The sequence below is a fragment of the Mycolicibacterium peregrinum genome (assembly GCF_001665625.1).
Classification (GTDB): domain Bacteria; phylum Actinomycetota; class Actinomycetes; order Mycobacteriales; family Mycobacteriaceae; genus Mycobacterium; species Mycobacterium peregrinum_B.
Window position 1 is genome coordinate 1 of the sequence record NZ_LZSY01000193.1, and the last position, 16,837, is coordinate 16,837.

The 16,837-nt window shown below is 66.4% G+C and carries 16 protein-coding genes and 1 pseudogene; 4 read left to right on the forward strand and 13 right to left on the reverse strand.

Annotated features, from left to right (window positions below):
- From A5779_RS30835 to secA2, 5 genes and pseudogenes are all read right to left on the reverse strand, one after another.
- Positions 1 to 336 (reverse strand): annotated as a pseudogene (locus A5779_RS30835) (DUF881 domain-containing protein); the annotation flags it as partial.
- 1 nt (position 337) lies between these two features.
- Entirely contained in the window at positions 338 to 670 is a 333-nt protein-coding gene (locus A5779_RS30840) for a small basic family protein (RefSeq protein WP_036449743.1), read from the reverse strand.
- Positions 671 to 698: 28 nt separating this feature from the next.
- Positions 699 to 1,598, reverse strand: a complete 900-nt coding sequence (locus tag A5779_RS30845) for a DUF881 domain-containing protein (protein WP_064887613.1) — start codon at positions 1,596 to 1,598, stop codon at positions 699 to 701.
- Positions 1,595 to 2,224, reverse strand: a complete 630-nt coding sequence (locus A5779_RS30850) for a CDP-alcohol phosphatidyltransferase family protein (RefSeq protein ID WP_236734935.1) — start codon at positions 2,222 to 2,224, stop codon at positions 1,595 to 1,597. Before A5779_RS30850 ends, A5779_RS30845 begins: the two co-directional genes overlap by 4 nt.
- Positions 2,225 to 2,233: 9 nt before the next feature.
- Positions 2,234 to 4,579 carry an accessory Sec system translocase SecA2 gene (gene secA2 / locus A5779_RS30855; protein ID WP_064887618.1) on the reverse strand — a complete coding sequence of 782 codons (2,346 nt, stop codon included), beginning with the start codon at positions 4,577 to 4,579 and terminating at the stop codon, positions 2,234 to 2,236.
- A 110-nt stretch (positions 4,580 to 4,689) separates the two neighbouring features.
- Here secA2 and A5779_RS30860 point away from each other — a divergent pair, with 110 nt between their 5' ends.
- Both A5779_RS30860 and A5779_RS30865 read left to right on the forward strand, forming a co-directional pair.
- On the forward strand, positions 4,690 to 6,621 hold the full coding sequence (locus A5779_RS30860) for an ABC transporter ATP-binding protein/permease (RefSeq protein ID WP_064887620.1): 1,932 nt from the start codon (positions 4,690 to 4,692) through the stop codon (positions 6,619 to 6,621).
- A gap of 32 nt (positions 6,622 to 6,653) precedes the next feature.
- Positions 6,654 to 8,567 carry an ABC transporter ATP-binding protein/permease gene (locus A5779_RS30865; protein ID WP_064887622.1) on the forward strand — a complete coding sequence of 638 codons (1,914 nt, stop codon included), beginning with the start codon at positions 6,654 to 6,656 and terminating at the stop codon, positions 8,565 to 8,567.
- On the opposite strand, the gene A5779_RS30870 is transcribed toward A5779_RS30865, so the two are convergent.
- The 5 genes from A5779_RS30870 to A5779_RS30890 form a co-directional block, all read right to left on the reverse strand.
- The gene (locus tag A5779_RS30870; protein WP_064887624.1) at positions 8,564 to 10,069 is read right to left on the reverse strand and encodes an FAD-binding protein; all 1,506 of its coding nucleotides are present in this window, start codon (positions 10,067 to 10,069) and stop codon (positions 8,564 to 8,566) included. The two genes, A5779_RS30865 and A5779_RS30870, sit on opposite strands and share 4 nt — an antisense overlap.
- Positions 10,066 to 10,560 (reverse strand): VOC family protein, encoded by a 495-nt coding sequence (locus A5779_RS30875; RefSeq protein WP_064887626.1) that lies wholly within the window; start codon positions 10,558 to 10,560, stop codon positions 10,066 to 10,068. Before A5779_RS30875 ends, A5779_RS30870 begins: the two co-directional genes overlap by 4 nt.
- A 65-nt stretch (positions 10,561 to 10,625) precedes the next feature.
- Positions 10,626 to 11,291 (reverse strand): Rv1815 family serine proteinase, encoded by a 666-nt coding sequence (locus A5779_RS30880; protein WP_064887628.1) that lies wholly within the window; start codon positions 11,289 to 11,291, stop codon positions 10,626 to 10,628.
- 208 nt (positions 11,292 to 11,499) lie between these two features.
- Positions 11,500 to 12,108: a LysM peptidoglycan-binding domain-containing protein gene (locus tag A5779_RS30885; protein ID WP_064887630.1), complete on the reverse strand. Its 609-nt coding sequence runs from the start codon at positions 12,106 to 12,108 to the stop codon at positions 11,500 to 11,502.
- 292 nt (positions 12,109 to 12,400) lie between these two features.
- On the reverse strand, positions 12,401 to 13,306 hold the full coding sequence (locus tag A5779_RS30890; protein ID WP_064887632.1) for a sterol desaturase family protein: 906 nt from the start codon (positions 13,304 to 13,306) through the stop codon (positions 12,401 to 12,403).
- A gap of 75 nt (positions 13,307 to 13,381) precedes the next feature.
- Here A5779_RS30890 and A5779_RS30895 point away from each other — a divergent pair, with 75 nt between their 5' ends.
- Both A5779_RS30895 and A5779_RS30900 read left to right on the forward strand, forming a co-directional pair.
- Positions 13,382 to 13,717: a DMT family transporter gene (locus A5779_RS30895; RefSeq protein WP_064887634.1), complete on the forward strand. Its 336-nt coding sequence runs from the start codon at positions 13,382 to 13,384 to the stop codon at positions 13,715 to 13,717.
- Positions 13,717 to 14,052 (forward strand): DMT family transporter, encoded by a 336-nt coding sequence (locus A5779_RS30900; protein ID WP_064887636.1) that lies wholly within the window; start codon positions 13,717 to 13,719, stop codon positions 14,050 to 14,052. Before A5779_RS30895 ends, A5779_RS30900 begins: the two co-directional genes overlap by 1 nt.
- Here the strand turns inward: A5779_RS30900 and A5779_RS30905 are convergent.
- The 3 genes from A5779_RS30905 to A5779_RS30915 are packed head-to-tail and all read right to left on the reverse strand — an operon-like array spanning position 13,990 to position 16,767.
- Positions 13,990 to 15,225: an MFS transporter gene (locus A5779_RS30905; protein WP_064887638.1), complete on the reverse strand. Its 1,236-nt coding sequence runs from the start codon at positions 15,223 to 15,225 to the stop codon at positions 13,990 to 13,992. The two genes, A5779_RS30900 and A5779_RS30905, sit on opposite strands and share 63 nt — an antisense overlap.
- Positions 15,226 to 15,253: 28 nt before the next feature.
- Complete coding sequence (locus A5779_RS30910; RefSeq protein WP_064887640.1) at positions 15,254 to 16,162, reverse strand: SDR family NAD(P)-dependent oxidoreductase; 909 nt, start codon at positions 16,160 to 16,162, stop codon at positions 15,254 to 15,256.
- Complete coding sequence (locus tag A5779_RS30915; protein WP_064887641.1) at positions 16,159 to 16,767, reverse strand: TetR/AcrR family transcriptional regulator; 609 nt, start codon at positions 16,765 to 16,767, stop codon at positions 16,159 to 16,161. The genes A5779_RS30910 and A5779_RS30915 overlap by 4 nt, the downstream gene beginning before the upstream one ends.
- Between the last annotated feature and the right edge of the window lie 70 nt (positions 16,768 to 16,837).

Here is a 16,837-nt window from a genome sequence, read left to right on the forward strand (position 1 = left end):
CTCGTTCTGGCGGACCTGGGTGACGATCGCCATGCCCAGCAGGATGCACAACAACACCCCGAGCGCGCCGAACACCAGCTGCGAACGGCTGCGGCGCACGATCCGCAGATTCCGGAACCGGCGTGGCGAGACGTCGGCGGGCATCTCGTGGCGGCCGTGGTGTTCGGCAGCGTGCTCTGCGTGATGTTTCGGCTCTGGTTCTGGCTCGGAATCCGTTTCGGGCCCGTCCGGCTCAGTCGGCTCCGTTGGCTTGGTCCGCTCGGCTGGCCCTGTCGGCTCTGTCGGCTCGGCCGGATGGTCCGGCTGGTCCTTGGGTGGGGGCTCGGCGTCGCTCATGTCAGGCGCCGAACAACCTGCGCCGCAGTGCGGCGGCGTTGCCGAAGATCCGGATGCCGAGGACCACGATGATGGCCGTCGACAGCTGGGTGCCGACGCCGAGCTGATCACCGACGTACACGATCAACGCGGCCACCAACACGTTGAACACGAACGAGACCACGAACACCTTGGCGTCGAATATGCGCTCCAGGTAGGCGCGCAACCCACCGAACACCGCATCCAACGCCGCCACGACGGCGATGGGCAGGTATGGCTCGACGAAGTCGGGAACGCTGGGGTGGAACACCAACCCGAGCACGATCCCGACGACCAGTGCGACGATCCCGATCATCTAGCGGTCCATCCTGTGCACCTCAGGCCTATCCAATCTGTTTGGCGAAGTTGACATCTCGCACCGACACCGCGGGCACGGTCAGGCCGTCACCCGCACTCACGTTCACCCCTACCCCGTAGGAAGTCTCCAACAACCGGAGCCGCTGCAGGCCCGGGGTCCGGTCGAAAGCGTCGGCCATCCCCTTCGGCGGTCCGATGGCCACAATGGCATACGGACTGGTGATCGGCTGGTTGTCGACCAGAATCCCGCCTCCTGCCTGACGGATCGTCACCCCGGCGCCGACCCGCACACCGCCTACCGAAACCGCCTCTGCGCCACTGGCCCACAGCGAATTCACCACCAGCTGCAGGTCCCGGTCCAGGATGATCTGCTGTCCACCGGCAACCCGCTGTTTCGACACGTCGCTGAGGTCCTTGGACAGACCGGGATCGGTGACCGTGACGGTCAGCCCGGGACCGATCATCGGGATGGCGGCCGCTTCGATGTTGGCGGTGTCCAGACTGCCGAGCAGATGCTGGCCGTTCTCGTCCATACCGAGTCTGCTGCGTCGCTCGGCGTCCACCTGATCGACGAGTGCATCGCGTTCGGAGCTGGCCTCGTCGGCACCAATCTGCGCCGCCCGCACCCGCCCGGCCAGGGTGTGCTGGGCTTCGCGGGCCGCGGGCGCCGCGGTCTGGGCCTGGCCGGCGGCCACCGCGAACACTGTCGCGATCGCCCCCGCACCCACCACCAACCACGCGAAATCCCGGATGCGCCGATGCGGTCGATCACCGGTCTCACGGGCCGCCGCGGCCGCGGCGTAACCCGGGTCGAGGTGCTCCGAGAGCAACGACCGAAGCAGCGAGGGCAGTGGGATCCGCTTGGGCGCGTGGGCCTCATGGTCGTTGAGTCCTGCCCCCGACTCGTAGCCGCCCAGCGTGCTCATGATCTGACTGGGAGTTGTCGCATCACCATGCCCACCTGCACCAGGTACAGCACGGCCGACCACAGGTAGAGCGCCACGCCCCACAGCAGGAAGGCCCATCCGCAGGCCAGCGCCACCCGGCTCCACGTCGCATCCCACTGCCCGAGCAGGATCCACGGGAACCCGGACATCAGCGCGAAGGTGGCGGCCTTGCCCAGATACGTCACCGGCAGTGCGGTCAGTCCGCGTCGACGCAGAAGCGGCAGTGTGGCGGCGAGCACTATGTCGCGCCCGAGCAGGGTCAGCACCACCCACCACGGCACCACGCCGTACAGCGCGAGGGCGACCGGCACGGTGACCATGTAGATCCGGTCGACGAGGGGGTCGAGCAGTTCACCGAGCCGCGACGACTGATTGTCGACGAGGCGCGCGATCTTGCCGTCGGCCCAGTCGGAGAAGCCGCTGAACATCAGGATCGCCACGGCCCAGCCGTTGGCGTGTGCGCCGAACAGCAGCCACAGGAATACCGGCACCAATACGAGGCGCAGCGCACTGAGCGCGTTGGGCACCGTCAGCACCCGATCCGACCCCGGTGGTGCGGCCCGACTCGTTGCGCTCCTGCCCTCAGGAGCAGGCGCGTGATCCATGTCTAAAACTTAGCGGAACACACCCGGCAGGCTCAGCGCCGACATGGTGTCGTCGTTGAGCGGATTGTCGTGGACCATGTACGTCCACGTCGATGTCGGCCGCGCCAGCTTCGACAGATCGATGCCCGGCTCGTCCTCGATGTCGTCGGCCGTGTCGAAGGTCTGCTGGGCTGCCTCGATGGCGTCGGCGGCCAGCGAGGCGAACGCGTCGACGGCCATGCGGTGGAACTCGTCGAGCGGATTCTGCCGGCCCAGCGCCCGCAGATGGATGCTCTCGCGGATGTCGGCGAGGAATGCCAGGTGATCACACCAACCGCGGTCGAGGTGGTAGAGCATGATCAACCGGCAGATCTTGGTGAGTTTCTCCTCGGCGTCCTCACCCAGGCCTTCTGCCAGTTTGGCGTAGCGCTCGGGTGAGCGGGTCTCGAGTTCCTGGCGGGCGGTATCGGTGCGCAGCAGGGTTTCGCGACGCTCCACGATGATCGCACGCTGCTGGGCGATGAGTTGGTTGTAGCGCCAGGTGTTGGCGTGCACGTCGAGCAGCCGACCCTCGGCGACCCGCTGCGCGTGGTCGAGCAGACCGGCCGCCTTGGGTGCGCTGACACGGCCGTCCTCGTCTGTTTCGGTCGGCAACTTGGTTTCGTCGAGGTGAGCTGCCACCACCTCGTCCTCCCAACTGGAGAAGAACACCGTCGACCCGGGATCGCCCTGACGTCCGGCGCGGCCACGCAACTGGTTGTCCAGGCGCTCGGTGTGGTGCCGGCCAGTGCCGACCACGTGCAGCCCGCCGAGGTCGGCCACCTTCTCCTTCTCGGCCGAGTCGTCCGCCACATCGGACCCACCCAGGCGGATGTCGGTGCCGCGGCCGGCCATCTGGGTGGACACCGTGACCGAACCGAGCTTGCCTGCCTCGGCGATCACGGAGGCTTCTTCGGCGTCGTTCTTGGCGTTGAGCACGACGGCGGGGACGCCCGCCTTGACCAGCCTGCGGTGCAGGTCTTCGGACTCGGCCACGTCGTGGGTGCCGACGAGGATCGGTTGACCGGTCTCGTGCACCTCGGCGATGTGCTCGACGATGGCGTGGTTCTTGGCGGCCTCGGTGAGGTACACCCGGTCCGTCTCGTCCTCGCGGATGTTGGGCTTGTTCGGCGGGATCGGCGACACCCCGAGCTTGTAGAACTGGCGCAACTGCTCGCCGGCGGCCAGCGCGGTACCGGTCATTCCGCACACCGTCGGGTAACGGTTTACCAGCGCCTGCACGGTGATGGTGTCGAGCACTTCACCGGTCTCGGTGGTCTCGATGCCTTCCTTGGCCTCGACGGCGGCCTGCAGGCCGTCCGGCCAGCGCTGCAGGGAGGCGATCCGGCCGCGGGACGCGTTGATCAGGTGCACCGCGCCGTCGCGGACGATGTAGTGCACATCGCGCTGGAGCAGCACGTGCGCGTGCAGCGCGACGTTGACCTCGGTGAGCGTGGTGGCGACGTGCTCCTCCGAGTACAGGTCGATGTTGCCAAGGCGGGCCTCCAGCTTGCGGGCGCCGGCCTCGGTGAGGTGCACGTTGCGGTTGTCGTCATCCGTGTCGAAATCTGTTCCGGCGGTGAGGTCTCCGACCATGCGGATGACCTCGACGCGCGGCTGCTCCCGGTGGCTGGTGCCGGCCAGCACCAGCGGCACCAGCGCCTCGTCGACCAGCACGGAGTCGGCCTCGTCGATCAGCGCGACGTCGGGATTGGGTGACACCAGATCGTCGACGTCGGTGACCAGCTGGTCCCGCAGGACGTCGAACCCGATCTCGTTGACCGACGCATAGGTGACGTTGCACTCGTAGGCGGCACGCCGCTCTTCGGCTGTCGAGTCCTCGGTGATCCAGCCGACGGTCAGCCCCAGCGCCTCCAGCAGCGGACCCATCCACTCCGCGTCGCGCTTGGCCAGATAGTCGTTGATGGTGATGACATGCACGTGCCGGCCGCCGATGGCGTAGCCGGCCGCGGCGATCGCCCCGGACAGGGTCTTGCCCTCACCGGTGGCCATTTCGACGACGTCACCGGCGAGCATGCGCAACGCGCCGAGAAGCTGTACGTCGAAAGGCCGGAGGCCCGTCGTCCGGTCGGCGGCCTCGCGCGCCAGCGCCAGGAACTGTGGCATGTCGGCGGAGGCGGCCAGGTCCTCCAGCTCGAGCAGTTTGGCAGCCTTGGTGAGCTGCTCGTCGTCGAGCTTGGCAGCCTTGTCTTCGAACGCGGCTGCACCCTTGACCTCTGAGAGCGACCGGGCCTCGTTCCGCTCGGTACTGGCCCCCAGTAGCTTCCAGAACTTGCTGCTCAAGCGGCCCGGTTTGGCGCTGGACGTCTTCGGCACATGTTCACGGTACGCGGGCGCGCCGAGTGTCCCGGAAACCGGATCGGTGCAGCCACGCCCGGATGACGTCCGGCCGGGCTCATGCCAGCTGATGGGGGTACTTTGCCCGCATGGAGATGTTCACCCCGACACTGGACTGGGGCAACGAGCTCGGGACATCGCTGGTGTGGATCGCCAAGGGCTGGCTGATCGCGGCGGTGTCCACGCTGGTGATCCTGTTGCTGATCGCCAGGTTCACCGCCTGGGGCAGGCAGTACTGGCGGATCACCAGCGGGTATTTCACCGGGCGCGACAGCGTGATCGTGTGGGCCTGGCTGGGTGCGATGCTGCTGTCGGTGATCGCCGGGGTGCGACTGGCGGTGCTCTTCAGCTATCAGGGCAACGACATGATGACCAGCTTCCAGGTGATCGCCGGCGGCATCTCCAGCGGCAACGAGGCTGTGAAGGTCTCGGGTAAAGACGGGTTCTGGCTGTCGCTGGGCGTGTTCGCGCTGCTGGCAGCGATCCATATCGCCCGGATCATGCTCGACATCTATATGGCGCAACGGTTCATGCTCCGTTGGCGGGCCTGGCTGACCACCCAGCTCACCGGTGACTGGCTGGAGGGCAAGGCCTACTACCGCACGCGCTTCATCGACGACACCATCGACAATCCGGACCAGCGCATCCAGGCCGACATCGACACTTTCACCGCGGGCATCGACTCGCTGCCGAACCGTCCGAGCGCCAGTTCGACGAGCACGCTGTTGTTCGGCTCCATCTATTCGGTGGCCTCGATGATTTCGTTCACCGCGATTCTGTGGAACCTGTCCGGCGAAATCACCTTGCCTCTCGTCGGCATCGACCTGCCCCGGGCCATCTTCTGGATCGGCATCGTCTACGTTCTGTTCGCCACCGTCGTGGCGTTCTGGCTCGGCCGGCCGATCATCCAGCTGGCCTTCAACAACGAGAAGTACAACGCGGCCTTCCGCTATGCGCTGGTGCGGCTGCGTGACGCTTCCGAAGCGGTGGCCTTCTACCGCGGCGAGATCGCCGAACGCACCGGGCTGCGGAAGCTGTTCGCGCCGGTGGTGTCGAACTACCGGAACTACATCAACCGGATGGTCAAGTTCCTGGGCTGGAACAACTCGATCGACCAGGCCCAGGAGCTCATCCCCTACATCGTGCAGTTCCCACGGTTCTACAGCGGCGAGATCACCTTGGGCGCGCTGAACCAGACCGCCAGCGCCTTCCGCAGCCTTCTCGACGGGTTGTCGTTCTTCCGTAACGCCTACGACCAATTCGCCGGCTACCGCGCCGCGATCATGCGTCTGCACGGGCTGGTCGTGGCCAATGAAGAGGCCAGGGCCCTGCCCGAGGTGACCACCCTGCCGTGCGTGGACGGCACGGTGAAGCTCACCGACGTCGAGGTCCGCACCCCCGACGGCAGGCAACTCGTCAATCCGCTCGACCTGCACCTGCAGGTCGGTGACACGTTGGTGATCACCGGGCCCTCCGGCAGCGGCAAGACCACGCTGCTGCGCAGCCTCGCCGAACTGTGGCCGTTCACGTCGGGCACGCTGACCCGCCCGTGCGGGCCCAACGAGACGATGTTCCTCTCGCAGTTGCCGTACGTCCCACTCGGTGACCTGCGCGCCGTGGTGACGTATCCGGGTGAAGAAGGGTCCGTCGATGACGAGACCCTCAGGCGGATCCTCGACGAAGTGGCGCTCGCGCATCTGGTCAGCCGGCTCGACGAGGTCCAGGACTGGGCCAAGGTGCTGTCTCCCGGTGAGCAACAACGGATTGCGTTCGCCCGGATCCTGCTCGTCAAGCCCAAGGTGGTGTTCCTCGACGAGTCGACGTCCGCACTCGATGAGGGCCTGGAGTTCATGCTCTACCAGCGGGTGCGCACCGACCTGCCGGACACCATCCTGGTCAGCGTCAGCCACCGCACGACGGTCGAGCAGCACCACACCCACGAACTCGAGCTGCTCGGTGACGGTGAATGGCGACTCGGCCGGATCGAAGACGACGCGGCCGGCCTGGTCAAGCAACCCTGATCGGGCGGTAGTTCCCGGTAACTTCCCGGGGTATGGAGATGTTCACCCAGTCTCTGGACTGGGGCAACGAGATCCTGGGATCCCTGGTCTGGGTCCTCAAGGCGTGGGCGATCGGCTCGGTGGCGCTGGTCGCGGTCGCGGCCCTGCTGGCTCGCTTCACCACATGGGGTCGTCAGTTCTGGCGGGTCACCGGCGGCTATTTCATTGGGCGCGAGAGCTTTCCGGTGTGGGCGCTGCTGGGTGTCCTGCTGTTCTCGGTGATGCTCTCGGTGCGGATGGACGTGTTGTTCAGCTACTACGTGAACGACCAGACGACTGCGCTGCAGGTGGCGTTCTCCGGTGCCGGTTCAGGTGACGAGGCGGTGCGCCGTTCGGGAATCGACGGGTTCTGGCACTCGATCCTGATCTTCGCGTTGTTGGTGACAGCCGATATCACCCGCACCCTGCTCGACCTGTATCTCATGCAGTACTTCATCATCCGCTGGCGGGTCTGGCTCACCAACCGGCTGACCGGCGACTGGCTCGACGAGCGTGCCTACTATCGCGGCCGGTTCATCGGCGGTTTCGGCGGTACCCCGATCGACAACCCGGATCAGCGGATCCAGCAGGACATCGACGTCTTCACCACCGGCACCGGTCCGGAGACCAACACGCCGACCGTCGCCACCGCGCAGACTCTGGTCTTCGGCTCGGTGTACTCGATCGTCTCGGTCGTCGCATTCACCCCGATCCTGTGGAACCTCGCCGGCCCGTTGACCCTTTTCGGCGTCACCGTGCCGAAGGCATTGTTCTGGATCGCCCTGCTGTGGGTGGCGATCACGACGGTCGTGGCGATCTGGATCGGTAGACCGATGATCCGGCTGACGTTCCGCAACTCGCTGACCAACGCGGCGTTCCGCTATGCACTCGTGCGTATCCGTGACGGTGCCGAGGCAGTCGGTTTCTATCACGGTGAACGCACGGAACGCGGCACGCTGTCCGATCGATTCGCCAACGTGATCACCAACTATCGCAGGCTCGTGCGCCGGGGCGTCGCGTTCCTCGGCTGGAATCGGTCCATCAACCAGATCATCGATCCCCTGCCGCTGATCATTCAGGCACCTCGGTTGTTCGCGGGTCAGCTCACGTACGGCGACGTCTTGCAGTCGGCCAGCGCGTTCAACAACGTGCAGAGCTCATTGAGCTTCTTCCGCTCGGTGTACGACGCATTCGCCGGATACCGGGCCGCGATCATCCGTCTCGACGGACTCGTCAGCGCGAACGAACAGGCAAGGGCGCTACCACGTTTGGACACCGGGATGAGTGCCACCGGCGGGGTGGAACTCGAGGACGTCGAGGTGCGGTCACCTCAGGGCGACCTGCTGCTGCACAACCTCGACCTGCAACTCGCACCCGGCGATTCTCTGGTCATCACCGGGCCGTCCGGTACCGGTAAGACGACGCTGCTGCGTAGCTTGGCGCGGCTGTGGCCGTACGGATCGGGCACCGTGCGTTATCCCGAGCAGGGTGAGGTCATGTTCCTGTCACAGCTCCCCTATGCCCCGCTGGGCGATCTGCGGACGGTGACCTGCTATCCCTCACCTACCGGTACCTACACCGACGACGAGATCCGGGCCGCTCTCGACAAGGTCGCCCTCGGTAATCTGACCTCCCGTCTGGGCGAGGACGCCGATTGGGGAAAGGTGTTGTCCCCCGGCGAGCAGCAGCGGATCGCGTTCGCCCGGATTCTGCTGGCGAGGCCGTCTGCGGTGTTCCTGGACGAGGCCACCTCGGCGCTCGATGCCGGTCAGCAGTACGCGTTGTACTCGACCCTGCGCACCGAGTTGCCCGATTGCATCGTGGTCAGCATCAGCCACCGGGACAGCGTGAACCGGCTCCACGACCGTCGCCTGGAACTGCTCGGCGACGGTCGGTGGCAGCTCGCGTCCGTCGGCTCGCCGCCTTAACCGGCCTGGCGCGCCGCTGCGTGCGTGCCGGCGCGGCGCCCGAAGAACGACCCTTCGCCGAGCTGCACTCCGCTGGCGTAGCCCTCGCCGTCCTGGGCGATGTTGGACGCGCAGGCGCCCGCCGCGTACAGGCCCGTGATGACGCTGCCGTCCTCACGCAGCACCTCGCCGTCGATGGAGACCGTCAACCCGCCCATCGTGAATCCCGAATACATGGCGATCCCGAGCGACAGGTCGAACGCCGCGTACGGCCCGCTGTCCTGCACCGCGATGTAGTCGGGTTGCTTGTGGAAGTCGGGATCTTCACCGTTGGCCGCGTTCTTGTTGTAGCGATCGAGGGTGGCGGCCAGGTTGCCGGCCGGGATGCCCAGTGCCTCTTCGACTTCGGCGATCGTCTCGTAGCCGTCGATGAACTTGATGAGCGGCATGGCCGGCATCTCCATGTGTTGCTCATCCACGATGAGGTACGCCTGCTGGTCAGGCTGTCGCAGAACGAATGCCGAGGTACGCGAGTGGTAGGAGTCCTCGGTGACGAAGCGTTGGCCCTGGTTGTTGACGATCACGCCGGTCAGCAGGATCTCCGGCGGGTAGGCCGCGGCGGTGATGAACAACTGGTCCATGCCGTTGGCCACGCCGCCTGCCGCGACACCCATCCGGATACCCAGGCCGTCGTCGTTGGGGTTGCCCAGGATGTAGGGCTCCACCTCACCGTGGTGCTTGGTGCGACGTTTCTTGCCGAGCGCCGGGGTGTACTCGGCGACCATCTCGGGGTTCATCGCGAATCCGCCGGCCGTGATGATGACCGATTTCGCTTTCACACAACCGGTTTCGCCGAAATGCTTCCACTTCACCCCGACCACTGGGCGGTCATCCGCACTGCCGTCGACGATCAGGTTGGTGGCACCCACCTCATAGCGGATCGTGACGCCCAGCGTCTCAGCGCGTTTCAGCAGGAGATCGATCACCATCGCCGCGCCGCCCAACTCACCGGGCACGGGAACCGAGTGCCCGCGGGGCGCCGGCTCGGCCTTCTCGGTGAACGGCCAGACCTTCTCGTTGCCGGTGTAGGACAGCCCCTCGGTACCCGGCGGGACCACCACCTTGCCCGGGTAGAAGCTGCGCTCGAACTGAAAGCCCAGTGCCTCAAGCCAATTGAAATGCTCGACACTGCCGTCGCTGTAGGCACGGATCTTGGCCAGATCGGGTTCGCGCGAGACGGCGACCAGATACTTGTACATCTCCTCGGCGGTGTCGGGATGCCCGGTGGCCTCCTGCACCGCGGTGCCGCCGCCGAGATAGAAGTGCCCGCCCGCCATCGCGGTGGTGCCGCCGGCCGCCGCGGCCTTCTCCAACACCAGGACCCGGGCGCCCTCGGCGGCAGCACTGACCGCTGCACAACCTCCGGCGATGCCGAATCCGATCACCACGACATCGAACTCGTCGGACCAGGATCCGACGGCGTCGACCTCGGAGGCCTCTAGGACCGCGGGGATTTCCTTCACTGCTGCTCCTGTTTCACATACTCGAAGAACGCCCGGATCTCGGGCGGGATGTAAGCGATCTCCAGATACGGCACCCCGGCTCCGGCGGCCGACAGGTAGGCGAATTTCATTCCCCCGGGCATCTCGCCCTGACACACCGCCGGGGTCCCGTCGTCTTCGGCGTCGCGCACCCGTGCGTCGAACGCCGCCGGGTCGGCTGCCTCGACACAGATGTGGTGCAGGCCGGACCCGTGCGCTTCGAGGAACTCCGTGTAGACACTCTCACCGCTCACCGGTGCGATCAGTTCCAGTTGGGTGTCACCGGCGTAGCTCAGCGAGATGTCGGCCACGAAATCGGCAGGCTTGCCGCGGTATTGACACGTCTCAGGGCCGAAATGCACCGCAGGCATGCGCACCCACCGTCGCGCGCCCAGCAGGGTGGACAGGGCCTGTTCGGTGGCAGCCAGGTCAGCGGTGACCCAGGCGATCTGGACAGGTGTCTGATTAAGCATCGCGATGAGAATATCGCCCACCCGCCTGGATGGCTAGAACGTGTTCTAGTTAGGGGAACGGCGAGTCACGGCTGCCCGACGAGATTCGACACCTCGCCGGCGAGCGGTGCGCCGTCACTGCGGGCCTGGACGCTGGCGTTCTGCCAGGAGACCGCGGCCGGATAGTTACCCCACGTGCTGTTGAACATTCCCACGATGGCAGCACGACCATCGGGGGTGACGATGTATACCGGACCACCGGAATCGCCTTTTTGACTCACCACGCCGTTGGCCATCGTGAACCAGCCGTTGTTCACGGCCTCGACAGTGCCGCAGGTCTCTCCGGTCACCACCCCGAAGTGACAGACCGGGGCGCCGGGCGTCGGCACCACGGCGGGATCCTCGACCAGCATCCGCCCACCCGGCAGGATGTTGTTCACCACGACATCGCCTGCCAGTTGGATGGTCTCCCAATCGGAGATCATGTGATTGGTGTCGACCGTGGCCCCGTCGGGCGTGTTGTCGCGGTAAGAACCCATGTGCCCGATGAAATTGCCGTCCCGGTCGTTCACCGGCCCACCGCCGCGGCAGTGCCCGGCGGTGAATCCGACCCGGCTCCCCGGGTCCACGAAGCCGAGGGTGCACAGATTGGTGCCTTGGCGAATCTCCATCCCGGGGTACACCAGCGAACCCGCCGCAGCCGCCGTCGGTACCGGACATGCCAGCAGCCCCGCCGCCGGCACCACCGCCATCGCCCGTATCGCCCCACCAAGCCAACTGTTCACGGCCGGCCTCCCTCGTTTTCGGACGTGGTGAAAGTCACCCTACCGACTTCAATATCGGTCAGGCGGCAACTTCGTTACCGGGGGTACCCACGACGCGCGAGATCCAATGCCAGAAACGACGACGGCCCGGACCAAGTGGTCCGGGCCGCGCGTCCGTTCAGGTCTTCCGTTCAGGTCACGGAATCGTCAAGACCTGGCCGGGGTGAATCAGATCGGGATTGGCGATGCCGCTGGCATCGGCGATCTGCTGGTAGCGGTTGCCATCGCCGTAGAAGCGCTCGGCGATCGCCCACAGGGTGTCGCCGGACACCACGGTGTAGGTGCGCGGCTCGGGAGCCGGCGGGGGTGGCGGCGGCGCTGCCGGCTCGGGTGCGGCCACGGGCTCCTCGACAGCGGCCGGGGCAACCTCAACCTCGGGCGCGGCGGCCTCGGGCGCCGGTGGCGGCGGCTCGGAAGTCTCGGTCTTGGACGACCATGCGGGACCGTCCGCGGCGTACAGCACCAGGTTGCGGTCGTCCTGGAGAACCAGCTTGACGTCCTTCTTGCCCTTGGTGTCGGTGTGCCACACCGGCTTCTCCGAGGTGTACAGCACGAAGTTGCCGTCGGTCTGTACCTCGGCGCGCACCACGTCCTGGCCGTTGGTGGAAGTAGACCAGACCGCTTGGCCACGTGCCTCCAACACGAGGTTGCCGTCATCCTGCAACGTCAGCGTGTACGCGCCGTTGTTGGAGGTGAGCGAACCACCCTTCTCCAGCTTCTGTCCTTCGGTCAGTGTGTCTCCCACGCATTGCCCCTTTCGTGACCGTGATCCGGGTTGTCGCACCCGGGTTCTGTCGACCTTACTGACTTCGAGTTTGCTTTGGTGCTATTCGGCTCGGCTCGAATTCAAACGTCCAACCAACACTGGGAAACGCCGGGTATCTGGACGGCAGACGGCGCAAATCGGCGGCGCCCGGCGTGTCGCACATCGAGCCGCGGCTACCGATCAGCCCGAGTCAGTCGGAATCGTAGGTTGCGTCAATTCACATGCCGGCCAATGATTCTGGCCGCACGTTCGAGAACTGGGCCGACCCGTGTCAGCCGACCGGCTGTGTTTCGGAAGATTCGGCTGGCTGCCAGCCGGGTGGGCCGAATACGAAGCCCAACCGGTCACGCAGACGGCGGGCCCGCCGCACGTCGCGGGCGATCGCCACGTACTCGTGGGTCTGCAGTTTCCAGATGTTGAAGGTGTTGACCGGCTTGGTCAGCCCGTAGTGCGGACGGAACACCTCCGGCTGGAACGTTCCGAACATCCGGTCCCAGATGATGAGGATGCCGCCGTAGTTGCGGTCCAGGTACAACTGGTCGCGCCCGTGGTGCACCCGGTGATGTGAGGGTGTGTTGAAGATGAATTCGATTGGCCGCCACAACTTTCCGACCCACTCAGTGTGCACCCAGAACTGGTAGACCAGGTTCAGCGAAAAGCTGGCGAACACCAGCCACGGCGGAATCCCGAGCAGGGGCAACGGAATCCAGGCCAGGATCTCACCGCTGTTGTTCCATTTCTGGCGCAGCGCGGTTGCGAAGTTGTAGTACTCACTGGAGTGGTGGGCCTGATGCGTCGCCCAGATCAACCGCACCCGGTGCGCAATGCGGTGGTAGGTGTAAAACAGCAGGTCCACCCCGACGATCGCGACCACCCAGGTGTACCACCGGTCCCCCGGCAGGTGCCACGGTGCCAGGTAGGCGTAGATGGCGGCGTAGCCCAGCAGCGCCAGCAGTTTCCATCCGGCAGTGGTGAGGATCGACACCAGACCCATCGAGATGCTCGCCCAGGCATCGCGGGTGTCGAACGCGCCTGCGGGCTGTCGTTGGGATTCGATGTGCTCCAGGCGACGGGCGGCGAGCCATTCCACGGTCAACAACACCAGGAAGAACGGAATCGCGAAGAACACCGGATCCCGCATCGGCGGGGGCAGGAAGTCCAGGACGGACCCGATCATGTGGACTCCTCGTTGAGCTGGGCGAACTCTCCTACGGTACTCACCCACCAAAGCCGGCTCGGATAGGTTTGTCCGGTGCAGAAGTGGGCGTTGCTGATCGCGGCCGTCATCACCGAAGTCACCGCCACGCTGTCGCTGCGCGCGGCCCAGGACCATTCGGGATGGCTGGCGCTGGTGGTGTCCGGCTACCTGGCCGCGTTCGTGTTGCTGACCCTGGTGCTGCGGGCGGGCATGCCAGTCGGCGTCGCCTACGGAATCTGGGGTGCGCTGGGTACCGCGGCGACGGCCGTGCTGGCCGCGGCGTTGTTCGGCGACCCGTTCACCTGGCCGATCGTGGCGGGTATCGGTCTGATCATCGCCGGCGTGCTGCTGGTCGAACTCGGGTCGCACCCGCGTCAGGCCGAATCATGATGTGGCTGGCCCTCACCGGAGCGATCCTGGTCGAGGTGTTCGCCACGCTCGGGCTGCGCGCCTCGGACGGATTCCGGCGCAAGGCGTGGATCGTGCCGGTGATCGCCGGCTACGTACTGTCGTTCTACCTGCTGTGGCTGGCCCTGTCGTTGGGGGTGCCCGTGGGCATCGCCTACGGCATCTGGACTGCGTGCGGGGTCGCGCTGGTCGCGATCATCGCCCGGTTCTTGTTCCGGGAACCGCTGACCCCGGTGATGCTGCTCGGTATCGCGCTAATCGTGTCGGGTGTGTTCACGATCGAGCTGGCCGGCATCGGCCCTGAGACGGTGCCCTGACTCGGTTACTGCCGACGGCCGCCCCGGCAGCACCCCGGCCAGCAGCGCGGCCACCAACCCGGCCAGCGGTACGACCAGGAGACCGACCCGCAACCCCGCCGCATCGGCGACGAGCCCCACCAGTAGTGGCGCACCGAAGAAACCCACCCGCATGAGCCAGGTGACCACGGTCAGACCGGTCCCCGGTCGCAACCCCGGCAGCTGATCGGCGCCGTGCATCGCAGCCGGCACCAGGGTGGCCACTCCCAGACCAGCCAGCGCGAAACCGGCGATCGTCGTGGCGATGTTCGGGAAGGCCAGCGCGGTCCCCATCCCGGCGGCGGCGATCACGCCGCCCGCCCGTGCCACCGTCGCCTCGCCGAACCGGTCGACCAGCCGGTCGCCGATCACCCGTCCCACGAACATGAAGCCGACCAGCGCGATGTATCCGAAGACCGCGACGGCAGGCGGCGTGTGCAGGTAATCGCGCAGATACAGCGTGGCCCAGGAACTCCCGGAATCCTCGACGGTGGCGCCCACGATCGCGATCAGCACCAGGGCCAGCAGGATCAGGTACACCCGCGGCCCCGCCCTCGTTCCGGCCGGTGCATGCGCTGCCGGATGATCGTCATGGTCGGGTCCGGGCAGCAGGTAGCGGTAGGCGACCACCGCCACCGCGCTCAACAACACGGCGGCCACCGAGAGATGGATGGCCCGCGGGATTCCCAGGGCAATCGCTCCGGCACCGGTGAGACCACCGAGGATCGCGCCTGCAGCCCATACCGCATGCAGTGAGTTGATGATCGACCGGCCGTGTTCGCGCTGCAGCCGCAGTCCGTGTGCGTTCTGCGCGACATCCACCACCGAATCGCAGGCCCCGGCCAAAAACAACGCGGCGGCCAGCAGCAGTGGGGTGCTCGCCATGCCGGCTGCGACGACGAAGGCGGCCAGCGCCACGGTGCCGATGACCGCCACCCGCGCGCTGCGGAACCGTCGGATCAGGGTCGCCGCGGTCAATCCCGCCACCAGCGCGCCGCCCGAGAACGAGGCGACGGCCGCGCCGTACACGGCATTGGTCAGGTGAAGGTCGCTCTTGATCTCCGGATAGCGCGGCAGCAGATTGGCGAAGATCGCGCCGTTGGTCAGGAACAGCGCCCCGACCGCGATCCGGGCCCGGCGCAACGCGGATGCCACTGAGCCGACACTACTGCGCGTCCCCGGGTCAGTAGACCGCCGGCACCAACCGTTCGCTGACCTGCCACAGGTCTGCCGCCTTGGCCTCGTCGTAGGAATCTCGTGAGGAACGGATCCGGCGGGTGCCTTCGAAGTACGCGCCGGTGACGCCGTCTAGGACCGGATCGGTGACCAGCGCGGCGAGATTGGCGCCGGAGCGTCGGATGCTGTTGACGTTGGGCAGTACCCGCAGGGCCGGCATGAGCACGCGCCAGGCCAGCCGCTGGATGCCCGAATAGTCCCTGGCGAGCCCCGAACCCGGCATCAGGCCGGGGTCGAACGCGTTGACCGTGATTCCGCCGGACCCGTGGCCCAGCCGCCGGTCCAACTCGTAGCTGAACAGCATGTTGCACAGTTTGGAGGTGGTGTAGCGACGCCGACCTTCTTCGCCGGTCAGCCCGCCGGGTGGCGGACGAAGAAGTTCCTCGGCCGAGTTAAATTGCGGCGCAGGCATACCCGTGAACCGATCCGGATCGTGGGTGCCGCTGCTGACCACCACGATTCGCGCCGGGGCAGTGAGCGCGGCGAGCAGCTGCTGCACCAGGGCGAAATGACCGAGATGGTTGACGCCGAAGGTCATCTCGTAGCCGTCCACCGTCGTCTGGGCGCCTGCGACCAACTGGAGTCCGGCGTTGCACACCAGCGCGTGCAGCGGCGGTAGGTCGCGGTGCGGCAAACCGGCGGCGAAGTTCCGCACCGACTGCAGCGATGCCAGGTCGAGCTCACCCACCGTGGTACGTCCGGGACAGTCCAGGCGAGCCGCCGCCTCGGCGCCACGGTCGGCGTCGCGCACCGCGAGCACCACATGCCAACCCGGATCGGATTCCAGGAGAGTCCGGGCGCATTCGAAGCCCAGCCCCGTGTTCGCGCCGGTGATGATCACGGTCTTGTCGGTCACTGTTCCTCCAGGAGTATCGGGATGAGCACCGTGACCGCCTGCCACAGCCGCCGGTACATGCGGGCCACGTCGGTGGTGGCCGGATCGAGGTGCGCGGCGAAGAACACCCCGTCGGACTGGGCCACGGCGAATGCGGTGAGTTCGGCCACCACCTGCTCGATGCGACGTGGCGGTAGGCCGGCGGGCAGCTGGCTGCGCACGGCGGCAGAGAACCGTGCGATCGCGGTGTCACGCACGCGGCGCACCACCGCCGTCACCGTCGGATCATCGCCGCGTTCCAGCGACAGCAGGTACAGGATGCGGAGGAATTCGGGGCGCTGTGCCTGCAGATCCGCCAGAACCGCCAACTGCTCGTCGATGCTGCCGCTGCTCGGTATCGCCGCGAAGAAGCGGTCGGCTCCGCGTTCCATCACCGCCGCGAGGACACCGTCCTTGGATCCGAAATGCCAGTAGATGGAGCTGGCCGGGAGGCCGCAGGCCTTGCGGATGTCGCTGATCGAGGTGGCGGCGTAGCCACGGGTGGCCATGAGTTGTTCGGTGGCGTCGAGAATCTGCCCTCGGGAATCCGCACCCTGCTGTTGTCGCCGCGTGGTTGGAGTGGCCACCTGAAACCCCGTCTGTAAGGATCGTTACAGACAGCGTAGAGCGTCGGCAGCCACCACGCCAGTGGCACGC

Excerpts from the sequence above, each read along its gene's own strand:
- A5779_RS30840 (WP_036449743.1), bottom strand. The coding sequence starts at position 670 with ATGATCGGGATCGTCGCACTGGTCGTCGGGATCGTGCTCGGGTTGGTG.
- A5779_RS30845 (WP_064887613.1), bottom strand. The coding sequence starts at position 1,598 with ATGAGCACGCTGGGCGGCTACGAGTCGGGGGCAGGACTCAACGACCAT.
- A5779_RS30850 (WP_236734935.1), bottom strand. The coding sequence starts at position 2,224 with ATGGATCACGCGCCTGCTCCTGAGGGCAGGAGCGCAACGAGTCGGGCC.
- A5779_RS30860 (WP_064887620.1), top strand. The coding sequence starts at position 4,690 with ATGGAGATGTTCACCCCGACACTGGACTGGGGCAACGAGCTCGGGACA.
- A5779_RS30865 (WP_064887622.1), top strand. The coding sequence starts at position 6,654 with ATGGAGATGTTCACCCAGTCTCTGGACTGGGGCAACGAGATCCTGGGA.
- A5779_RS30875 (WP_064887626.1), bottom strand. The coding sequence starts at position 10,560 with ATGCTTAATCAGACACCTGTCCAGATCGCCTGGGTCACCGCTGACCTG.
- A5779_RS30880 (WP_064887628.1), bottom strand. The coding sequence starts at position 11,291 with ATGGCGGTGGTGCCGGCGGCGGGGCTGCTGGCATGTCCGGTACCGACG.
- A5779_RS30890 (WP_064887632.1), bottom strand. The coding sequence starts at position 13,306 with ATGATCGGGTCCGTCCTGGACTTCCTGCCCCCGCCGATGCGGGATCCG.
- A5779_RS30900 (WP_064887636.1), top strand. The coding sequence starts at position 13,717 with ATGTGGCTGGCCCTCACCGGAGCGATCCTGGTCGAGGTGTTCGCCACG.